Raw genomic sequence first — 16,401 nt, forward strand, 5'->3', positions numbered from 1 at the left:
GCAGAAAATTACGCAAGCCTTTTTTAAAGAAAAATGCAAAAAACCAACTGTTCGCGTATATTTTAAACGAAACGTCTGTTTTAAGATGTTTTCTGTACAAAAAGAAATCAAAACGAAGTAAAACTAAAATGTTTAAGTCATATAACCACCACCTAATCATTCAGGGGAATTTAAGTATTGTCGAGAAGGAAGATAATGCAAGGAAGAAAAAGAAATAAATTTGGGCACACATATAAAATGAATGCCCAATGTTTAGTCTGCTTATTACTTTGTAAATGTAATAACGTCGTTATCTACCGTTACTCTAATTTTATCACCTAGGAGAAATTCGCCTGCCAATAGTTTTTGCGATAATGGGTTTTCGACATATTGCTGTATTGCACGCTTAAGTGGTCTTGCACCAAACACTGGGTCAAAGCCATGTGCAGCTATTTTATTTAACGCTTCAGGTAACAATTCAAACTGGTAACCTTTTTCAAATAATCTGGCAGTCAATTTATCTAGTTGTATATTCGCGATCTCTTTAATATGTTCATCGATTAAAGGATGGAACACGACGGTTTCATCGATGCGGTTTATAAACTCAGGCCTAAACTGGGTAGCAAGGACACCCATCACCTTTTCTTTTAACGATGTAAAGTCATTTTGACCAGTTTGCTCTTGGATAATGTCAGATCCTAAGTTTGACGTCATAGTGATTACCGTGTTTTTAAAATCAACAGTACGGCCTTGACCATCAGTTAAACGGCCATCATCTAAAACTTGCAGCAATATATTAAACACATCTGGATGTGCTTTTTCTACCTCATCTAATAACACTACTGAATATGGACGACGTCTAACCGCTTCGGTTAAATAGCCGCCTTCTTCATAACCTACATAGCCAGGAGGGGCACCGACTAATCGTGCAACTGAATGCTTTTCCATAAATTCGGACATATCAATACGAACCATGGCTTCTTCAGTATCAAACATAAAGTTTGCAAGCGCTTTTGTTAACTCAGTCTTACCTACACCTGTCGGGCCTAAGAATAGGAATGAGCCAATCGGACGATTTGGATCAGAAAGGCCAGCTCTTGAACGGCGGATGGCATTTGATACCGCATTTACCGCTTCGTCTTGACCTATCACTTTATTGTGTAACTCATCTTCCATTTGTAGGAGCTTTTCACGCTCACCTTGCAGCATCTTAGCTACAGGAATGCCTGTCCAGCGTGATAAGATTTCTGCAATTTCGTCTTCACCGACCTGGTTTTTCAACAAACTCATTTCTTGCATTTCAGCTTGAGATGCAAGATCTAACTTTCTTTCTAGCTCAGGAATTCGACCATATTGAAGCTCTGACATTCTTTGCAAGTCGCTTGCTCGACGCGCCACTTCAAGATCTAATCTCGCTTGCTCTAGCTCACCTTTTATTACTTGCGTGCCCTGTAAAGATGCTTTTTCGGCATTCCACACTTCATCAAGCTCTTTATATTCGCTCTCTAATTCTGAAATTAAACTCTGCATTTCTGTACGACGCTTTTGACTTGCTTCGTCTTTTTCTTTCGCCAGTGCATTGTCTTCAAGTTTTAGCTGAATGATTTTTCTTTCTAATCTATCAAGTTGCTCTGGTTTAGAATCAATTTGTAGGCGAATAGAACTTCCAGCTTCATCAATTAAGTCAATGGCCTTATCGGGAAGTTGTCTATCTGAAATATAACGATGGGAAAGATTCGCTGCTGCAACAATTGCAGGATCTGTAATATCAACTGAGTGATGAAGTTCGTAGCGCTCTTTTAAACCACGTAAAATTGCAATTGTGTCTGAAACACTTGGCTCGCTTACAAATACTTTTTGGAAACGTCTTTCTAAGGCCGCATCTTTTTCAATATATTGTCGATATTCATCAAGTGTCGTCGCACCAACACAGTGTAACTCACCACGAGCAAGAGCAGGTTTTAACATATTACCCGCATCCATCGCACCGTCGGTTTTACCCGCACCGACCATAGTGTGAATTTCATCAATAAATAAGATCACTTGCCCTTCTTCTTTTGCCAGTTCATTAAGAACCGACTTTAGGCGCTCTTCAAATTCGCCACGGTATTTTGCACCTGCAACCAGTGCGCCCAAATCAAGAGAGAGTACGCGTTTGTTTTTAAGACCCTCTGGTACTTCACCATTAATGATGCGCTGAGCCAACCCTTCAACAATAGCCGTTTTACCAACGCCCGGCTCTCCAATTAGCACGGGGTTATTTTTGGTACGTCTTTGAAGTACTTGGATTGTGCGCCTGATTTCTTCATCACGGCCAATCACAGGGTCAAGTTTGCCCTGCTCTGCGCGCTCTGTAAGATCAATGGTGAATTTTTCAAGTGATTGACGTGTGTCCTCAGCATTTGGGTTATCAACTTTTTGACCACCGCGAATGGCTTTAATTGCCTGCTCAACTTTTTTCTGCGTCAGCTGTAGTTCTCTTAAGATTTGCCCTAGCTCACCTTTATCTTCGCACGCAGCAAAGACAAATAACTCACTCGAAATATATTCATCTTTGCGTTTTTGCGCATATTTATCACATAAATTAATAAGAGAGATAAGTTCATTATGAAGCTGAACTTCTCCACCAATGCCTGAAACCTTAAAGATTTTATCGATTGATTTGGTTAGCTTGTTATTTAGCTCGTCGGCACTGATCCCAGCTTGAGCGAGCAAAGCTCTTACACTTGAGCCATTTTGTTGTAGCAATGCATACATTAAATGCACTGGCATAATAAATTGATGGTCACGACCTAAAGCCAGTGATTGCGCATCAGAAAGTGCGGCTTGGAATTTACTTGTAAATCTGTCTAAACGCATGATGCCTAACTCTTTCTAAAAAATAACTTAGTTACTTTATGGGTATCAGTCAGGTATTGTTCAAGGCTCGAGTAAAATTTTAATTGTATTTATTTGAGCCAAATCAAGGTCGCTAAACGCCCTGTTTGGGCATCTCTACGATAAGAAAAGTATTTTTCATGTAAGGTGTAAGTGCACTCATACTCACTGTATATATGTGCAATACCCAAATCAGATAACTGACGTTTGGCAATTGAAAAAATATTCGCTAGATACTTTTTATTTTTTTGCTCAATGAAATCATCTTTGTGGGATGAATTAACAGAAGTGAAAGCGTCAACCACGTCTTGCCCTACTTCAAATGCCGATGGCCCAATTGCAGGCCCAAGCCACGCAACTAAGTTGCTTTTTCGAGTAGAAAACTTTGCGATTGTTTTAGAAATTATGCCGCCAGCTAAAGGACGCCAACCGCCATGGATAGCAGCAATCTCTTGACCATCTTTGCTTGCTAATAAAATAGGTAAGCAATCCGCCGTCATTATCGCAAGAGGTTGATTTTTTAAGCGAGTAAAAAGCGCATCGGCTTTTGGCCTCTGTTGTAATGATAACTCAGTCACTATATGAGTCACTTCAATGATTTCACTACTATGTACTTGGTCTAACCAAAACGCTGGGGCTGGTAAGAACTCATTCAGTATTTGATGATTGGCCAGAACAGTTTCATGGTTATCACCGACATGAAAACCTAAATTCAAACTTGAATAAGGTGGTATTGATTTACCACCTAAACGTGTAGTTTGAATTGTGCCTACAAGTTGATGTAATGGCCAATCAACTAACTGCATATTCTAATAAACTAAATCTGGATTAGCTTTTGTATCATCGCGTAGAGCCTGAGTTAGAATCTGCATATCTTCAGGCACAGGGACTTCCCAAGTCATTTGCTCTCCCGTAATTGGGTGCGCAATACTCAATTTAATCGCATGCAGCGCCTGACGTTTAAAGTCTCTTAGCTGTGCAAACAATTCTGGTGTTGCATTGCGAGGAGGCCGAGGGCGGCCGCCATATAATTGATCACCTACTAGCGGATGCGTTAAATAAGCCATGTGTACACGAATTTGGTGAGTACGACCTGTTTCTAGCCTTAAGCGTAAACGTGTGTGCGCTCTGAACTTTTCTGCAACGCGGTAATGCGTTACGGCAGGTTTGCCCATTTCATGAATAGCCATATGCGTGCGTTTTGTTGCATGACGACCTATTGGCTTTTCAACCATGCCACCGGCAGTCATTGTGCCATTACAAATCGCTTCATATTCACGGGTAAAGTTATCGCGTTTTTGTAGGGCTTTAACAAGATGTGTTTGGGCTTGGATGGTTTTTGCAACAACCATTAAACCTGTCGTGTCTTTATCTAGACGATGCACAATACCCGCCCTAGGCACATTAATGATATCTGGGTGATGATGTAATAAAGCATTTAATACTGTGCCATCGGGGTTTCCTGCACCAGGGTGAACAACCAGCCCCATAGGCTTATTGATAACAAGAATATCATCATCTTCATAAACGATATTTAGGTCAATGTCTTGTGCTTCGTATTCGCGAGGTGCTTCGATTTGCGTCTCAATGGAAATTAACTCCCCACCTAACAGCTTTTCTCTTGGCGTCGATAAGACCTCACCATCGACGGTAACTTTTTCATCTAAAATCCAAGTTTTTATTCTTGAACGTGAAAAATCAGGGAACATTTGCGCCAAAATTTGGTCTAGACGTTTACCGCCTAATTCAGTTGGCACTTCGGCTTGAAGAGAAATTTGCTCAGACATCTGTTAGTTTACCTAAATTACCAGTGCAAGCTTAGCTAGACTGGGTTAGAATCGCTTAAATGCATAGTTTACTCGGTTTTGCCATCTTGGCCTAGCCGAAGACACCAAAGGTAGTAAAATAAAATGATAACTAAATTAGGGAAACGCGCCTTTGCCATCCTAGTCAGCACTTCTTTTCTAGGTCTTGCGGCATGTTCTTCTGCACCAGAACAAGAAGATATCGAACGTGTGCCAAATAAATCAGCACAAGCACTATACGAAGATGCTAAAACAACCTTAGACTCAGGTTTATATGCTCGCTCTATAGAGTTACTGGGTGCATTAAATTCTCGTTACCCATTTGGTCCTCATGCGCAGCAAGTGCAAATGGATCTCGTTTTTGCGTACTACAAAACAGGCAACACTGACCAAGGGCTTGCAACAATCGACCGCTTTATTCGTCTAAATCCAAATCATAAAAATTTAGACTACATGTATTTCATGCGTGGCTTGGTAAATATTCAAGCAGATCAAAATGCCTTTCAAGAATACTTCGGTATAGATAGAGCTGACCGTGATGCAAGTCGCACCCGTGTGGCTTTCCAAGACCTTTCAACTCTTGTAGATAGCTATCCAGAAAGCCCATATATACCTGAAGCAAAAAAACGCTTAGTATGGTTATTAAATAAAATGGCTCGTTACGAAATTAAAGTCGCAGAATATTATTTTGAGCGTGAAGCCTTTTTAGCCGCTGCTAACCGTGGTAAGTATATTGTGGAACACTTTTCACAAAGTAGCTATCTAATCACAGCACTTGAGATAATGGAGAAAAGCTATGCAAAGCTTGGACTTAATGAGTTAAGCAAGCATGCACAGCAGACACGTTTGTTAAACGAGAAACAGCGACAAATGAATTAACTTATATTGATAAACAAAAACGGCGCTCTATGAGCGCCGTTTTTGTTTCATATAATTAAATAGCTTCTTCGTCTTCTTCACCTGTTCGGATACGCACAACACGTTCAACTTCAGTCACGAAGATTTTACCGTCACCTATTTTACCCGTTTGCGCTGTTTTAAGAATAACTTCGATCGCTCTATCAACGTCTTCGTCAGCTAAAACAATGTCTAGTTTCACTTTAGGTAAAAAATCGACCATATATTCCGCACCACGGTATAGCTCTGTATGGCCTTTTTGACGACCGAAGCCCTTCACTTCACAGACTGTCATACCTGTAATGCCTATTTCAGACAAAGCCTCACGAACATCATCGAGTTTAAAAGGTTTAATTATTGCTTCTATTTTTTTCATGGTGTTTTATTTCCTTAGCGAGTGAGTCGATTTTAGACAATCCCACTATCCATAGCAAACAAACTCGTTGCAAACTGTTGAGAAAAAGCTTCATAATGCAATATGCTACAATTGAATAATTGCTCTTTTCTAGGCGTCAATATGAAACACCGTGGCTTCACGTTATTAGAACTGCTCATCACCATTGCGATATTAGTTATATTAGTGACTTTGTCTTTCGCTGGTAATACTGATTTAAATGAAAAAACACGTGCAGAGTCTTTTATGCTTGAATTGAAAAGACACATCACATTTGCTCGAGCAAAAGCAACAACTAGCGATGAAATCGTGATCTTGTGCCCTGTCGATGCGAAAAAACTCGCTGCAAACGAAAATCTCACGTGCATCAATAACTGGAAGAATAACCAGATCATTTCATTTATTGATAAAAATAATAATGGCACATATGAAGTCGCAAGTGATGACTTACTTCGCGTTATGGATAAGCTTATAGCAAATGACAACCTAAAAGCACCAGATACGCGTTTAAGGTTTGATAGTAGTGGTCGTGTTGTGAATACAAACGCTGGTCAATTTATATATTGTCCTTTAAATCAAACTGAACATGCCAAAGCGCTGACACTCACTGTCGGTGGGACTGCACTATACAACGGTGATAGCAGCACCGACTGTTCATAAAACAACATTGACAAACTAACACTTTATTCTACATTTATATACACAATTTAATCTTATTAAGGTTGCAAGGATGGCAGCTAGAAACTCACTTAATCACGCTCGAGGTTTAACTCTAATTGAGTTACTCGTCACCCTATCTTTAATCGTTATTCTTACTTTTTTGGCGGTGCCTTCCTTCAATAGCGTTTTACAAAAGAATAGACCTGAAGTGGCCCTAAAACAGATAAAACGGCAAATATTTCTGTCGCGAGACTATGCCATAACCCACGATAAGTACATTAGCTTTTGTGGCTTAGTTCATAATAAGTGCCATAAAGACCTCTGGCACGAATCATTAACCAGCTTTGTCGATACCAATAGAAATCATGTACTTGATGCCGATGAAGAAGTACTCTACGTCATTGACCGTATTAATATCCAAGATGAATTATCATATCCACGGCATGCCATTACATTTAAGCCCGATGGCAGCCTAAAAGGGTTAGCAAATGGTACTTTTGTCTATTGTGCATTTGACCTCAAAGGCAAACCTACTGGACTTGAAATGAGTATTAATAATGCGGGTAGAGCAAGAATGAGGGATACTAGAAAGTGTAAGGAGCGCATTTAGCGCTCCCAGCAATCATCCGTATCACTTGTGCCTGTAGAGCCTTTAACTCCTGTATCAGTAATGGTAAACGTAGAACAAGCAGTATCACCAGCCACAGCACCAGAAGCTGCTGTCGCCGTGATTGTAAATGATGTGCCTGTGTCTGGCACCTCTACTGTAATGGTAAAATAACCATTTTCACTCGTCGAAGGGACATTTATTAAGCTCAAATCATCTGCATAGCTTCTGTTATCAGCATAATATTGCTCTTGTTTATTGGCAGCATCTAATAGTAATACCATTGCATCTGAGCGCGCGGCTCTCTTGACGTATTCTGTATACTGAGGATAAGCGACAGAGGCTAGGATGCCCGCTATCGCAACAACAATCAGCATTTCGAGCAAGGTAAAACCCTTTATATGATTACTTTTCATCATGATCCTCTCGTTTGTAAATATACATTTGTTTTGTCGTAATACCATGCACTTCATTACTCAAAAATGTTGGCTGCCCCGCGCTATTGAGTGTTGGTAAGGGACCCGCTACTTTTGCACTTAAGAATGGTTCACTCGGTTTACTGCCATCAGGGCCTTTACCTCCTGTAGAATCAGTACTCTTTAATTCAATATTTAAACGGCCAGTGCTACGTTTATAACCTCCTTCTGTTTCTGATTCTTTATGGTAAAGGATCACCGGTGTACTGGGGACTTCTCTCTCAGTGTCATATCTGATCTTCTGGAACACACGCGCCCCATAATGTAAATGTAAAGCATATAAAGAACCACCGCCACTGCCTACCGAACATTGGTCTATCGTAGTATCTAAGTGTGGCGTAAACGAAGTAAAGTAGGCAATACCGCCCACGACAGTTGCTTTTGCTAACGACTTCTCTCCGGCCCTAAGTTGATACTTCCAACCTTTAAGCGCACCTAACTCTGCTTCTTTTTCATAAAAAGCTTGTTTAGACGTTGCTTGGTAGAAAGGTTCATCTTTCACTTGCATAAGCTGACTATGGTAAATCGTATCTGGGATCTCATCACCTTGGTATGAGCGTGTTACCGTGTTTTCATCACGTATCACGTAGAGCTGATTATTCACTATTTTCTCAAGTGGACTTGCTCTATTACCACTGCCTATAATAATCGCTTCATAAGGCACTTCTCTTCGTGTTGTATACGAGCCATTGTTGGTTATCGTCTTGGTGACTTTACTAAAGAAAGTACGAGCAACTAATGGTTGATAAAAGAAACGTCTATCATCTCTGTCTTTTGAGCCTGCTAACTCTGCAAATTTAAAGTGTGTCCAAGGATTGTCAGTGTCATTTGGTTTATCTCTTGGCATATCAACCCGCCAAATGTTACCGCCAGTATCTGCTGCATAGATTCTATCTGTAAACCCATCGTAATCCGAGTCCATGAGTGAAACATCTGCCGCAATACTATGGAGGCCTTTAAATTTACTTGCTTGTTCGGTATTAATACTTGGTCCACCCGGTGTCAACGACCAAACTAAATTGCCACTCTCTGCATCGACAATGAATAAACCTCGGCCCTTACTATCATTGGTTTTGGAAATATTGTCTTTATTGGTATCGTAACCTGCACCAAAAATCACCACTGGCTTTTCTTCTTGAGAACGAATGTATGTCACGAAAGGCTTTGACCATGACTGGCCTAACTCTTCAAAGCCTGTTTTTTCTGGTGTTATAGGAGCCCCCCATAACATTTTAGGTGTATCGGGACTCGTTATATCTAAGGCGTAGTACGCGGTTCCACCTCTTCTGAGTCCAAAAAACAGCCATACTTTATCTGAACCATTAACAATGCTGTCTCGGTTAATATCTTTATGGAATACCGTTATTGGACCATCAACACCATAAAGCTTAGTTCCATCCTGCTTATTCATTAGTGGCTTATGAATATCAAGCAACTGACCAGGTAAAAACGCCCAACTTTCATTTACTGTATTGCCATTATCTTTGAAGGCATGCAAAACACCGGAGTTAGTCCCAACAAAGACTCTAATATCATTGTTACCATAATCCATGGTGACCGGTTTTGAGTGAAGCGGATCGCCAAAAATGTCTTTTCTTATAGTTGAATCGCTGTTTTCATTTAATACGTCTTTACCTGAAGCCCAATTCATTATTTGCTTGGCTTCAGTGTTATTTTCTGCACCAAATAGCTTTCTTAAGTTTTTTGCCCCAACTTTATTTTTCGCTTTATTCCATTTGAAATCTATCAGTGCACCCTCCCCGAAATCAGAAAATAGTTTTCGAGAAGTTTGCTTAGATAATTGATAATTTACACCACCTTGCTCAATATTATTACCGTCATTCGAACCTGGCTTAGACCAAAAAGTTGTCGCATCTTTACTGATGATGCCATCTTGCGTATCAAGTGCAGGCTTATTCGACATGTCAATGATTTCACCATCTTTAACCTGTAGTTTTTTTAAGTTGCCTTGCCAGCGGGTATGTTTCTCAGGATAAAACATAGTGTAATAAAGGGAGTTACCACTTTGTGTCTGATCCGAACTATTCATTGATACTGAAGGAGAGACAAAGCTCGAGCTTCGTTGGTTTATGGCAACCAAGATTTTATTAAAGTCATCTTTTAATTTTTCTGCAGTGTCCGCTTGATAGTAATCACCACCTCCTAGTGCGGCAGTTTTTCTTAAAATTTTCTCACCAGCACCACTCATTCCCTCACCAAAACCAATGGTGTATACATAAGCTGTGTCTTTTAAATCAGATGTATTCGGGTAAAGATCGACTTCGACAGGATCTTTACCGCCTCTGCCATGCATAGCTGCTGCCAAAGCCGGCATATAACTGTTCTCTATAACAGGCGTATCTTGTTTGAATGTATTTTTATAGAGTTTAGAGATATTTGAATTCGAACTCGTATCAACAGAGGGGTCACCATCGGTCATTAAAATTACATTCACAGCGCTATTACACCTTTGCTCACCAGCTTTTGGGGTAAAAGGAGAGATGTATTGATCACCTAATTCTATATTTTGATCCCTTCCAATAGATTGGTTATCAGCGTAACCTTTCTTCTCACCAGTTAAATACAAATACGCTTCCCAGAGAGTTTCGCTCAAAGGAGTCCCCCCATTGGCCTCTAGGGTATTAATTTTATTTTTTATATCCGATTTGCTAGAACCTATCCCAGAAAGTACATACCCTCCTTCATTGTCGCTGTTAAATCGCATCAAGCCAAAATCTACATTCTCATTCGCTTTATCTTCAATCAGGTCTGTTATGGTATCTTTTGCAACACCTAAACGATTATCCGGGCAAAGTATCCACCTTCTACGATAAGAATCATAGCCACAGTTGGTACCATACTGACTCGAAAATGCCATACTGCCTGAGGTATCAAATACAATCATTACACGAGGCTTTTCTTGAATATTGATATTATGTTTAACGAAAAGCTCTATATCTTCAGCTTTTGTAGTAAAGGCAATGATCAAAGCTATAAGGCAAAAAAATACGTTATGTTTCATCTTAGCTGCCCTCATTGTGACTAATGATTTCTTGACCAATCCCTATGACCACAGTAATTGTATGCTTATTCTTAGAACCGTAAGTGATGGTTGACTCCATTTCCGTTAAGTTGCAGGTTAAGCCATCTGTATAAGCGAACTGCCTTGGGCAATGCAATTCCATTTCGCCATTATTCAAATTTTTAAGTGTACTCGTCATATGTGAAGGGGTTGAGGACGAACTCATATCCATACCATCATCAGGCATTTGTTGGCGCTTGAGTGTAAATCGATTGTTGGTACTGGTCCCTTCTGCAACTATGAGTTTGTGGATCTCACCAATCAGTTCAGTTTCAGCTTCAGCACGCTCTTGTGCTGCATTGGTGATTTTTAAATCGATACTACTGCTACTCATTAAAGTTACAGCAACTGCTGTGACTGCGACTATCATTATCATGGCAGTAATGAGTACAACACCTTTTTGCTTTTTTACATTCGCCATGCTGTAGACCCCACATTATTTAAACGGATTGTCGTTGTAAAAACGGTTCGCCTATAATTATCAGTAAAAGTATGAACTCGCTTGTCATCATCTAGTCCGAGTGTATAAGTCTGACTTTTTAACTCTAAATCGGCATCAGCCTCTAAGGACCTGACGAGTAAAAACACTTGAACCGTTAAAATACCGTTGGTGTTTTCCCAGAGTTCTGCGGTCATAGCCTGAGTACTTCGGTAGGTATCAACTTTATTATCTGAGTCACTGTCTATACCAAACACCATACGCATATCTTCAATGCCTTCCATGATGGGCTCAGTCACTAAGCCACCATTTTCAGTTAATCTTTTACGCATTAGAACAGGCACAACTATATCTCTATTATTAATTTTTAAGGTTTGCTCATTGATATAGTAAACATGATGGCTATAAGGCCATAACGTCGCGTTTACTGTAGGTAATGGGTTTTTAGCAGCATCCCCGGTTATAAATTGTGCTTTTTCTTGCTCAGCAATGAAATAATATCGATTCGTATTTGTGATAGTCTCAGGTGTCATCTGACGCCCTTCAAGAAACTTTAACTGAATAACATTCGTGTCTTCCTTCGAGTCGTCAATACAGCCTAGCATTTCGTTGCCATCAGAGACTTCTGCGAATATAGGTCTAAAGTTTGTCGGGGTGGTATCAGGAAAACTGCCGTTATTTAACCCGCCAAAACAATCAGGATCAGGGTTTGATTCACCTACCGTGTTATCTACTGAGAATTCAGCCTCATAAAATGTGCCCCAAAATCCAATCTGCTCTATATCTCTTCTTAGAATAGATAAAGTTAGGCGACCTGTTTCTTGCAACTCACCAATTGCCATCGTATCTCGAGTGGTCGCTTTCATGCTCACATAAGTCGCAATGACACCACCTAAAATTAAGAAGCCAATAAACATAGAAATCAGAAATTCTAAAATAGTGAAACCTTTCTGCTTCATTTTATCCTCTGATCAATAAGTAACTATCTAGTTTTACTAAACGACGCCTGTCATCGACATTGCCGCACTGTATTGCCTTAGTTGCATCGGATGCCTTAAAGTCTTGCCTACCTCGCCACGAAACAATGACGCTCACATCAAAGCCCATGCCTGCAGTATTCGCTACTGGTGTAATATTGATACAGACCGTCGCTTCGTCCAAAGACCCTGTATTTTCTCTTGCTCTAATCGCTGCCTTCCAGTTTTCAAGGTCAGTTCTGGCAATATTCTGTGCGCTACATACATCTGTATAACAATCATCTCGAGGGCTTAAATCTGTGTCACTACTGAACGTTTGTTTGTACAAAGACACAATATCTGCAGTATCATTTGACCTGATACGCTGCATAATATCTTCACCCAGCGAAATTGCAGCTGCACGTTGCATAGAGTCAAAACTGGCTTTTTTGGCTTGCGCCTGTAAAGCAACAGCCCCTAATAATCCAAAGCTCAACACCATAAATGCGATTAGTACTTCAAGAAGGGTGAACCCTGATTGTGTTCGATTGATAAATGGCATACACAGTCAAAAACGGTTTATGATTTATGCATTGTTAAAGAGTTGCTTACTAGAAGCAATTTTTGAAAGGATAAGCGGTTTTTATTTCTGACAAACGGTCTATAAATGATTTTTTATTGCTGAATAAGCTCGGCGGCTTACCGCTAACTTTTCTGAATGGTCAGTTAAACTAACCAGAATTCCTGAATGTGTATGTTCGAGTTGCTTTATAGATTTTGCCTTCACTAATGTGTTTCGGTGAATTTGTACAAAATGCTCAGGGTAAAGAGCCAGTAGCTTTTTAAGGCTTAAATCAATTGTTGCGTCACCATCTTGGAAGTAGATCTGCGTTAACTTATCTTCCGCTTTAGCCACTATCACATCATCAACATCAACCCAACGGGTTTGATTTCCTACTTGATACTGAATGCGAGGTTTAAATAAGCGCGCTAAAAGTGAAAACAAATCCAATTGACTTACGGGCTTAACCAAAAAACCGGCTGCAAACACATTAAAAGCTTGCAAAGCAAATGCACTGTGGGCGGTAACAAAGATTATTTTTAAGTCACGATATTTATGATTAAGTATTTCAGCCGTTTTAATACCATCAAGCCCTGGCATATTGATATCAAGAAACAGCAATTGTACTGAGTGTTCTTTTATAGCCGGCTCAACCTCATCACCAGAACTTACTTGTGCAACACACTCATAATGTGGCCAGGCTGATAGCAAACGTATAATTCTTGCTCTTGCTAAAGGCTCGTCATCAGCGATGATGTACTTCATGCTTTAGCTCCAATGGGAATACGTAACTCTGCCACGAACTTATCCTGATCAATTGCCGTTTGCAAACTTGCACTATTTCCAAAATGAAGCTCAATCCGAGCTTTGATATTCGACAGGGCGATCCCCTGCCCTGAATGACCATTGCAGTCATGATGAGTAATTGGATTAGTTATCTTGACAACGATTTGCTCATCAACATCCAAAATAAACACTTCAATTTGGCTTTTTTTACCACTCGGTTCAACACCATAATTCACCGCATTTTCAAGCAAAGGCTGAAGCGATAACACCGGCACTTGACTGGCCAAGTTGCAAGAATCAATCTGCCATACAACATCAAACTTATCACTAAAACGCCATACCTCTATAGACAAATATTGCTTTGATAAGTTTATCTCATCTTCTAAGGTGGTTAACTGTTGAGTACGCATTGCAGCTTGAGATAACCGCGCTAAGTTTAACGTTGCTTGCTCCGCAGCTTTAGGATCGACATGAGTTAACTCTGCAATGGTATTCAGGCTGTTATTTAAAAAGTGCGGCCTTATTCGAGCATGTAGTGCGTCTAACTCCACTTTTGAGAGCGTTTTAATCGTCTCTATTCGTTCAGCATAAATGCTCATCAAGTAAATGAAAAACAGTTGCATACCTAAACCAAGCACACAGTGCTGAGTTGCCATAGTCCAATCAATTTGGCCTGCAATATAGTGCTGTGACAATAAACTTATAGTTAAAGTATTAATTTGAAAAATAACTAAAATTGTCAGTATTTCTAAAGAGGAATTGAGTTTTGATAGCTGCGTTTTTAAGCCGTAAACAACAGCCAAGCTCGTTGTACTGACAAGATGAATGAATAAACTAATTAAGCCTAGACGCTCCCAAGCTGAGCCAAGACTCATCGGGGAAAAAGCTAACATAGTTGCTAGTAATTGTGAGGTAACGAGCATGGCAAGTACACCACGCTCAGTCACCATAATAGGCAGCAATGCAGATGTTAAATCGGGCGATTTAAACCTTGCTGCCATAAAGTTATCTCAACTCGGCAGGCACCGCAAATACAATGCTTTCTTCGATACCAGGGTTTTCGACCACAGTTTTACCGCCTAACTCTTTCAAGCGCGTGATAACTTGTTGAACAAGCACTTCAGGGGCAGATGCACCCGCTGTAACACCGACTGAGTTGATGTTTTCAAACCAGCCAGCATCAACACAACTCGCATCATCAATTAAATAGGCTGTCGTACCCATATTTTCTGCAAGTTCGCGCAAGCGATTTGAGTTTGAGCTGTTTTTAGCGCCTACGACCAATAACACATCAGCTTTGTCAGCAAGATCACGTACAGCATCTTGACGGTTTTGTGTTGCATAACAAATATCGTCTTTACGTGGACCCTCAATCTCAGGAAATTTAGTACGTAACGCATCAATTACATCTGCAGTGTCATCAACTGATAAAGTCGTTTGGCTGCAGTAGAATAAGTTGCTTGGGTCTCTTACTTCAAGCGCTGCAACATCTTCAGGCGTTTCTACTAAGTAGATCCCCCCTTTTGAGTTGTCGTATTGACCCATGGTGCCTTCCACTTCCGGATGACCTTGGTGACCAATTAACACACACTCAGTGCCTCGACGACTCGCACGTGTTACTTCCATATGCACTTTAGTAACCAATGGACATGTAGCATCAAATACTTTTAACTCACGACGTTTTGCTTCAGCTCGTACAGTTTGTGATACACCGTGCGCACTGAAGATAACAATGCTGTCATCAGGTACTTGGTGTAGTTCTTCAACAAAAACAGCACCGCGGTCTTTTAAGCCATTAACCACATACTTGTTGTGTACGACTTCATGGCGCACATAAATAGGTGGATTAAAAATATCTAATGCACGCTCTACAATAGAAATAGCACGATCAACACCTGCACAAAAGCCACGAGGGTTTGCTAACAAAATGTCCATTAGCCAGTTACCTCTAAAATATCAACTTCAAACGTCACCTTTTGACCTGCTAGAGGATGGTTGAAATCGATTGTCACAGAGTCACCAGCAACTTCACGAACAAGACCTGGTAGCTCGGTGCCATCTGGCTGAGTGAAAGCGATAATACTACCCACTTCAGCTGGCGCATCTGGACCAAATTTACTGCGCTCTACATAATAAATATTGTCAGGGTTTGGCTGACCAAAGGCGTCTTCAGGTTCTAAGTCAAAAGATTTACTCTCACCTGCTTTTAAACCTAAAAGGCATTTTTCAAAGTTTTCAGTCAGGCTACCATCGCCCATGAATAACTTTGCAGGTTTGTTATGTACTTTTGTTGAATCAGCTGCCGATCCGTCTTCTAGCTTGATCGAAAAATGAAAGAGAACTTCTGATTTTTCGCCAATGACGTGTTCGCTCATGCTTTTTTCTCCTGAGAACCATCTGCACCTTCACCAGTGAAGGCATCTAAAAGAAGTAGACCCGCACCACATACAATTGCGATATCAGCCACATTGAATGCTGGATAGTGCCAATCTTGATAATAAAAATGTAGAAAATCTACAACATAACCATGCACTAAACGGTCAACTAGGTTGCCAATCGCACCACCAATGACCATTGAGTAAGCGCCACATAATACCCAGTTTTTCGCTGGCAGCTTCTTCAGCCAATAAGTCAGTAATAAACTGATCAGCACCGCAATGCTGCTGAAGAACCAGCGTTGCCAACCGCCTGCATCACTCAAAAAACTAAATGCAGCACCATAGTTGTGCATGTAAGTGAAGTTAAAAATTGGCAAAATCTCTATCGATTCATAGAGCTTCATATTTGCCACGACTACAGCTTTGGTTATGTAGTCTACTGCAAAAAGCAGTAGACTCAGTACTAACCAAATTAAACCCGATTTTTGTTTAACTTCGGTCAC

At 40.4% G+C, this 16,401-nt stretch carries 17 protein-coding genes; 3 read left to right on the plus strand and 14 right to left on the minus strand.

The window, feature by feature from the left end; all coding sequences use genetic code 11:
* Positions 1-264 precede the first annotated feature (264 nt).
* The 3 genes from clpB to rluD all read right to left on the minus strand — a co-directional run bounded on the left by clpB (position 265) and on the right by rluD (position 4,643).
* The gene (gene clpB, locus ACGHEH_RS15460; protein ID WP_390446982.1) at positions 265-2,838 is read right to left on the minus strand and encodes an ATP-dependent chaperone ClpB; all 2,574 of its coding nucleotides are present in this window, start codon (positions 2,836-2,838) and stop codon (positions 265-267) included.
* A gap of 89 nt (positions 2,839-2,927) precedes the next feature.
* Entirely contained in the window at positions 2,928-3,662 is a 735-nt protein-coding gene (gene pgeF / locus ACGHEH_RS15465) for a peptidoglycan editing factor PgeF (RefSeq protein WP_390446985.1), read from the minus strand.
* Positions 3,663-3,665: 3 nt separating this feature from the next.
* The gene (rluD, locus tag ACGHEH_RS15470; RefSeq protein ID WP_390446988.1) at positions 3,666-4,643 is read right to left on the minus strand and encodes a 23S rRNA pseudouridine(1911/1915/1917) synthase RluD; all 978 of its coding nucleotides are present in this window, start codon (positions 4,641-4,643) and stop codon (positions 3,666-3,668) included.
* Between the two features lie 123 nt (positions 4,644-4,766).
* Here rluD and ACGHEH_RS15475 point away from each other — a divergent pair, with 123 nt between their 5' ends.
* A complete protein-coding gene (locus ACGHEH_RS15475) occupies positions 4,767-5,540 on the plus strand; it encodes an outer membrane protein assembly factor BamD (RefSeq protein WP_390446991.1) in 774 nt (257 codons plus the stop codon).
* 55 nt (positions 5,541-5,595) lie between these two features.
* Here the strand turns inward: ACGHEH_RS15475 and glnB are convergent, their stop codons facing one another.
* Positions 5,596-5,934 (minus strand): nitrogen regulatory protein P-II, encoded by a 339-nt coding sequence (glnB, locus tag ACGHEH_RS15480; protein ID WP_130256575.1) that lies wholly within the window; start codon positions 5,932-5,934, stop codon positions 5,596-5,598.
* Positions 5,935-6,075: 141 nt separating this feature from the next.
* Between glnB and ACGHEH_RS15485 the strand changes: the two genes are divergently transcribed.
* Positions 6,076-6,612 carry a GspH/FimT family pseudopilin gene (locus tag ACGHEH_RS15485; protein WP_390446995.1) on the plus strand — a complete coding sequence of 179 codons (537 nt, stop codon included), beginning with the start codon at positions 6,076-6,078 and terminating at the stop codon, positions 6,610-6,612.
* A 70-nt stretch (positions 6,613-6,682) separates the two neighbouring features.
* The gene (locus tag ACGHEH_RS15490) at positions 6,683-7,222 is read left to right on the plus strand and encodes a GspH/FimT family pseudopilin (protein ID WP_390446997.1); all 540 of its coding nucleotides are present in this window, start codon (positions 6,683-6,685) and stop codon (positions 7,220-7,222) included.
* Here the strand turns inward: ACGHEH_RS15490 and ACGHEH_RS15495 are convergent.
* The 10 genes from ACGHEH_RS15495 to lspA form a co-directional block, all read right to left on the minus strand.
* A complete protein-coding gene (locus ACGHEH_RS15495) occupies positions 7,219-7,635 on the minus strand; it encodes a type IV pilin protein (protein ID WP_390447414.1) in 417 nt (138 codons plus the stop codon). The two genes, ACGHEH_RS15490 and ACGHEH_RS15495, sit on opposite strands and share 4 nt — an antisense overlap.
* Positions 7,625-10,717: a PilC/PilY family type IV pilus protein gene (locus ACGHEH_RS15500; protein ID WP_390447000.1), complete on the minus strand. Its 3,093-nt coding sequence runs from the start codon at positions 10,715-10,717 to the stop codon at positions 7,625-7,627. The genes ACGHEH_RS15495 and ACGHEH_RS15500 overlap by 11 nt, the downstream gene beginning before the upstream one ends.
* A gap of 1 nt (position 10,718) precedes the next feature.
* A complete protein-coding gene (locus ACGHEH_RS15505) occupies positions 10,719-11,198 on the minus strand; it encodes a pilus assembly protein PilX (protein WP_390447003.1) in 480 nt (159 codons plus the stop codon).
* A complete protein-coding gene (locus ACGHEH_RS15510; RefSeq protein ID WP_390447006.1) occupies positions 11,186-12,175 on the minus strand; it encodes a PilW family protein in 990 nt (329 codons plus the stop codon). Before ACGHEH_RS15510 ends, ACGHEH_RS15505 begins: the two co-directional genes overlap by 13 nt.
* 1 nt (position 12,176) lies before the next feature.
* Positions 12,177-12,734: a type IV pilus modification protein PilV gene (gene pilV, locus ACGHEH_RS15515; RefSeq protein ID WP_390447009.1), complete on the minus strand. Its 558-nt coding sequence runs from the start codon at positions 12,732-12,734 to the stop codon at positions 12,177-12,179.
* A 99-nt stretch (positions 12,735-12,833) separates the two neighbouring features.
* Positions 12,834-13,499 carry a LytR/AlgR family response regulator transcription factor gene (locus tag ACGHEH_RS15520; RefSeq protein WP_390447012.1) on the minus strand — a complete coding sequence of 222 codons (666 nt, stop codon included), beginning with the start codon at positions 13,497-13,499 and terminating at the stop codon, positions 12,834-12,836.
* Entirely contained in the window at positions 13,496-14,521 is a 1,026-nt protein-coding gene (locus tag ACGHEH_RS15525; protein ID WP_390447014.1) for a sensor histidine kinase, read from the minus strand. The genes ACGHEH_RS15520 and ACGHEH_RS15525 overlap by 4 nt, the downstream gene beginning before the upstream one ends.
* Positions 14,522-14,525: 4 nt before the next feature.
* Positions 14,526-15,455 (minus strand): 4-hydroxy-3-methylbut-2-enyl diphosphate reductase, encoded by a 930-nt coding sequence (ispH, locus tag ACGHEH_RS15530; RefSeq protein ID WP_390447017.1) that lies wholly within the window; start codon positions 15,453-15,455, stop codon positions 14,526-14,528.
* Positions 15,455-15,895: an FKBP-type peptidyl-prolyl cis-trans isomerase gene (fkpB, locus tag ACGHEH_RS15535; RefSeq protein ID WP_138483742.1), complete on the minus strand. Its 441-nt coding sequence runs from the start codon at positions 15,893-15,895 to the stop codon at positions 15,455-15,457. The genes ispH and fkpB overlap by 1 nt, the downstream gene beginning before the upstream one ends.
* Complete coding sequence (gene lspA / locus ACGHEH_RS15540; RefSeq protein WP_390447020.1) at positions 15,892-16,401, minus strand: signal peptidase II; 510 nt, start codon at positions 16,399-16,401, stop codon at positions 15,892-15,894. Before lspA ends, fkpB begins: the two co-directional genes overlap by 4 nt.

Source organism: Pseudoalteromonas sp. MTN2-4 (genome assembly GCF_042848605.1).
Lineage (GTDB): Bacteria > Pseudomonadota > Gammaproteobacteria > Enterobacterales > Alteromonadaceae > Pseudoalteromonas.

Bases quoted from the DNA above. Each gene is read 5' to 3' on its own strand.
- ACGHEH_RS15475 (WP_390446991.1), top strand. From the start codon at position 4,767: ATGATAACTAAATTAGGGAAACGCGCCTTTGCCATCCTAGTCAGCACT.
- ACGHEH_RS15505 (WP_390447003.1), bottom strand. From the start codon at position 11,198: ATGGCGAATGTAAAAAAGCAAAAAGGTGTTGTACTCATTACTGCCATG.
- ACGHEH_RS15525 (WP_390447014.1), bottom strand. From the start codon at position 14,521: ATGGCAGCAAGGTTTAAATCGCCCGATTTAACATCTGCATTGCTGCCT.
- ACGHEH_RS15520 (WP_390447012.1), bottom strand. From the start codon at position 13,499: ATGAAGTACATCATCGCTGATGACGAGCCTTTAGCAAGAGCAAGAATT.
- ACGHEH_RS15500 (WP_390447000.1), bottom strand. From the start codon at position 10,717: ATGAAACATAACGTATTTTTTTGCCTTATAGCTTTGATCATTGCCTTT.
- ACGHEH_RS15510 (WP_390447006.1), bottom strand. From the start codon at position 12,175: ATGAAGCAGAAAGGTTTCACTATTTTAGAATTTCTGATTTCTATGTTT.
- ispH (WP_390447017.1), bottom strand. From the start codon at position 15,455: ATGGACATTTTGTTAGCAAACCCTCGTGGCTTTTGTGCAGGTGTTGAT.
- rluD (WP_390446988.1), bottom strand. From the start codon at position 4,643: ATGTCTGAGCAAATTTCTCTTCAAGCCGAAGTGCCAACTGAATTAGGC.
- ACGHEH_RS15485 (WP_390446995.1), top strand. From the start codon at position 6,076: ATGAAACACCGTGGCTTCACGTTATTAGAACTGCTCATCACCATTGCG.
- fkpB (WP_138483742.1), bottom strand. From the start codon at position 15,895: ATGAGCGAACACGTCATTGGCGAAAAATCAGAAGTTCTCTTTCATTTT.
- glnB (WP_130256575.1), bottom strand. From the start codon at position 5,934: ATGAAAAAAATAGAAGCAATAATTAAACCTTTTAAACTCGATGATGTT.
- pgeF (WP_390446985.1), bottom strand. From the start codon at position 3,662: ATGCAGTTAGTTGATTGGCCATTACATCAACTTGTAGGCACAATTCAA.
- ACGHEH_RS15495 (WP_390447414.1), bottom strand. From the start codon at position 7,635: ATGAAAAGTAATCATATAAAGGGTTTTACCTTGCTCGAAATGCTGATT.
- pilV (WP_390447009.1), bottom strand. From the start codon at position 12,734: ATGCCATTTATCAATCGAACACAATCAGGGTTCACCCTTCTTGAAGTA.
- clpB (WP_390446982.1), bottom strand. From the start codon at position 2,838: ATGCGTTTAGACAGATTTACAAGTAAATTCCAAGCCGCACTTTCTGAT.
- ACGHEH_RS15490 (WP_390446997.1), top strand. From the start codon at position 6,683: ATGGCAGCTAGAAACTCACTTAATCACGCTCGAGGTTTAACTCTAATT.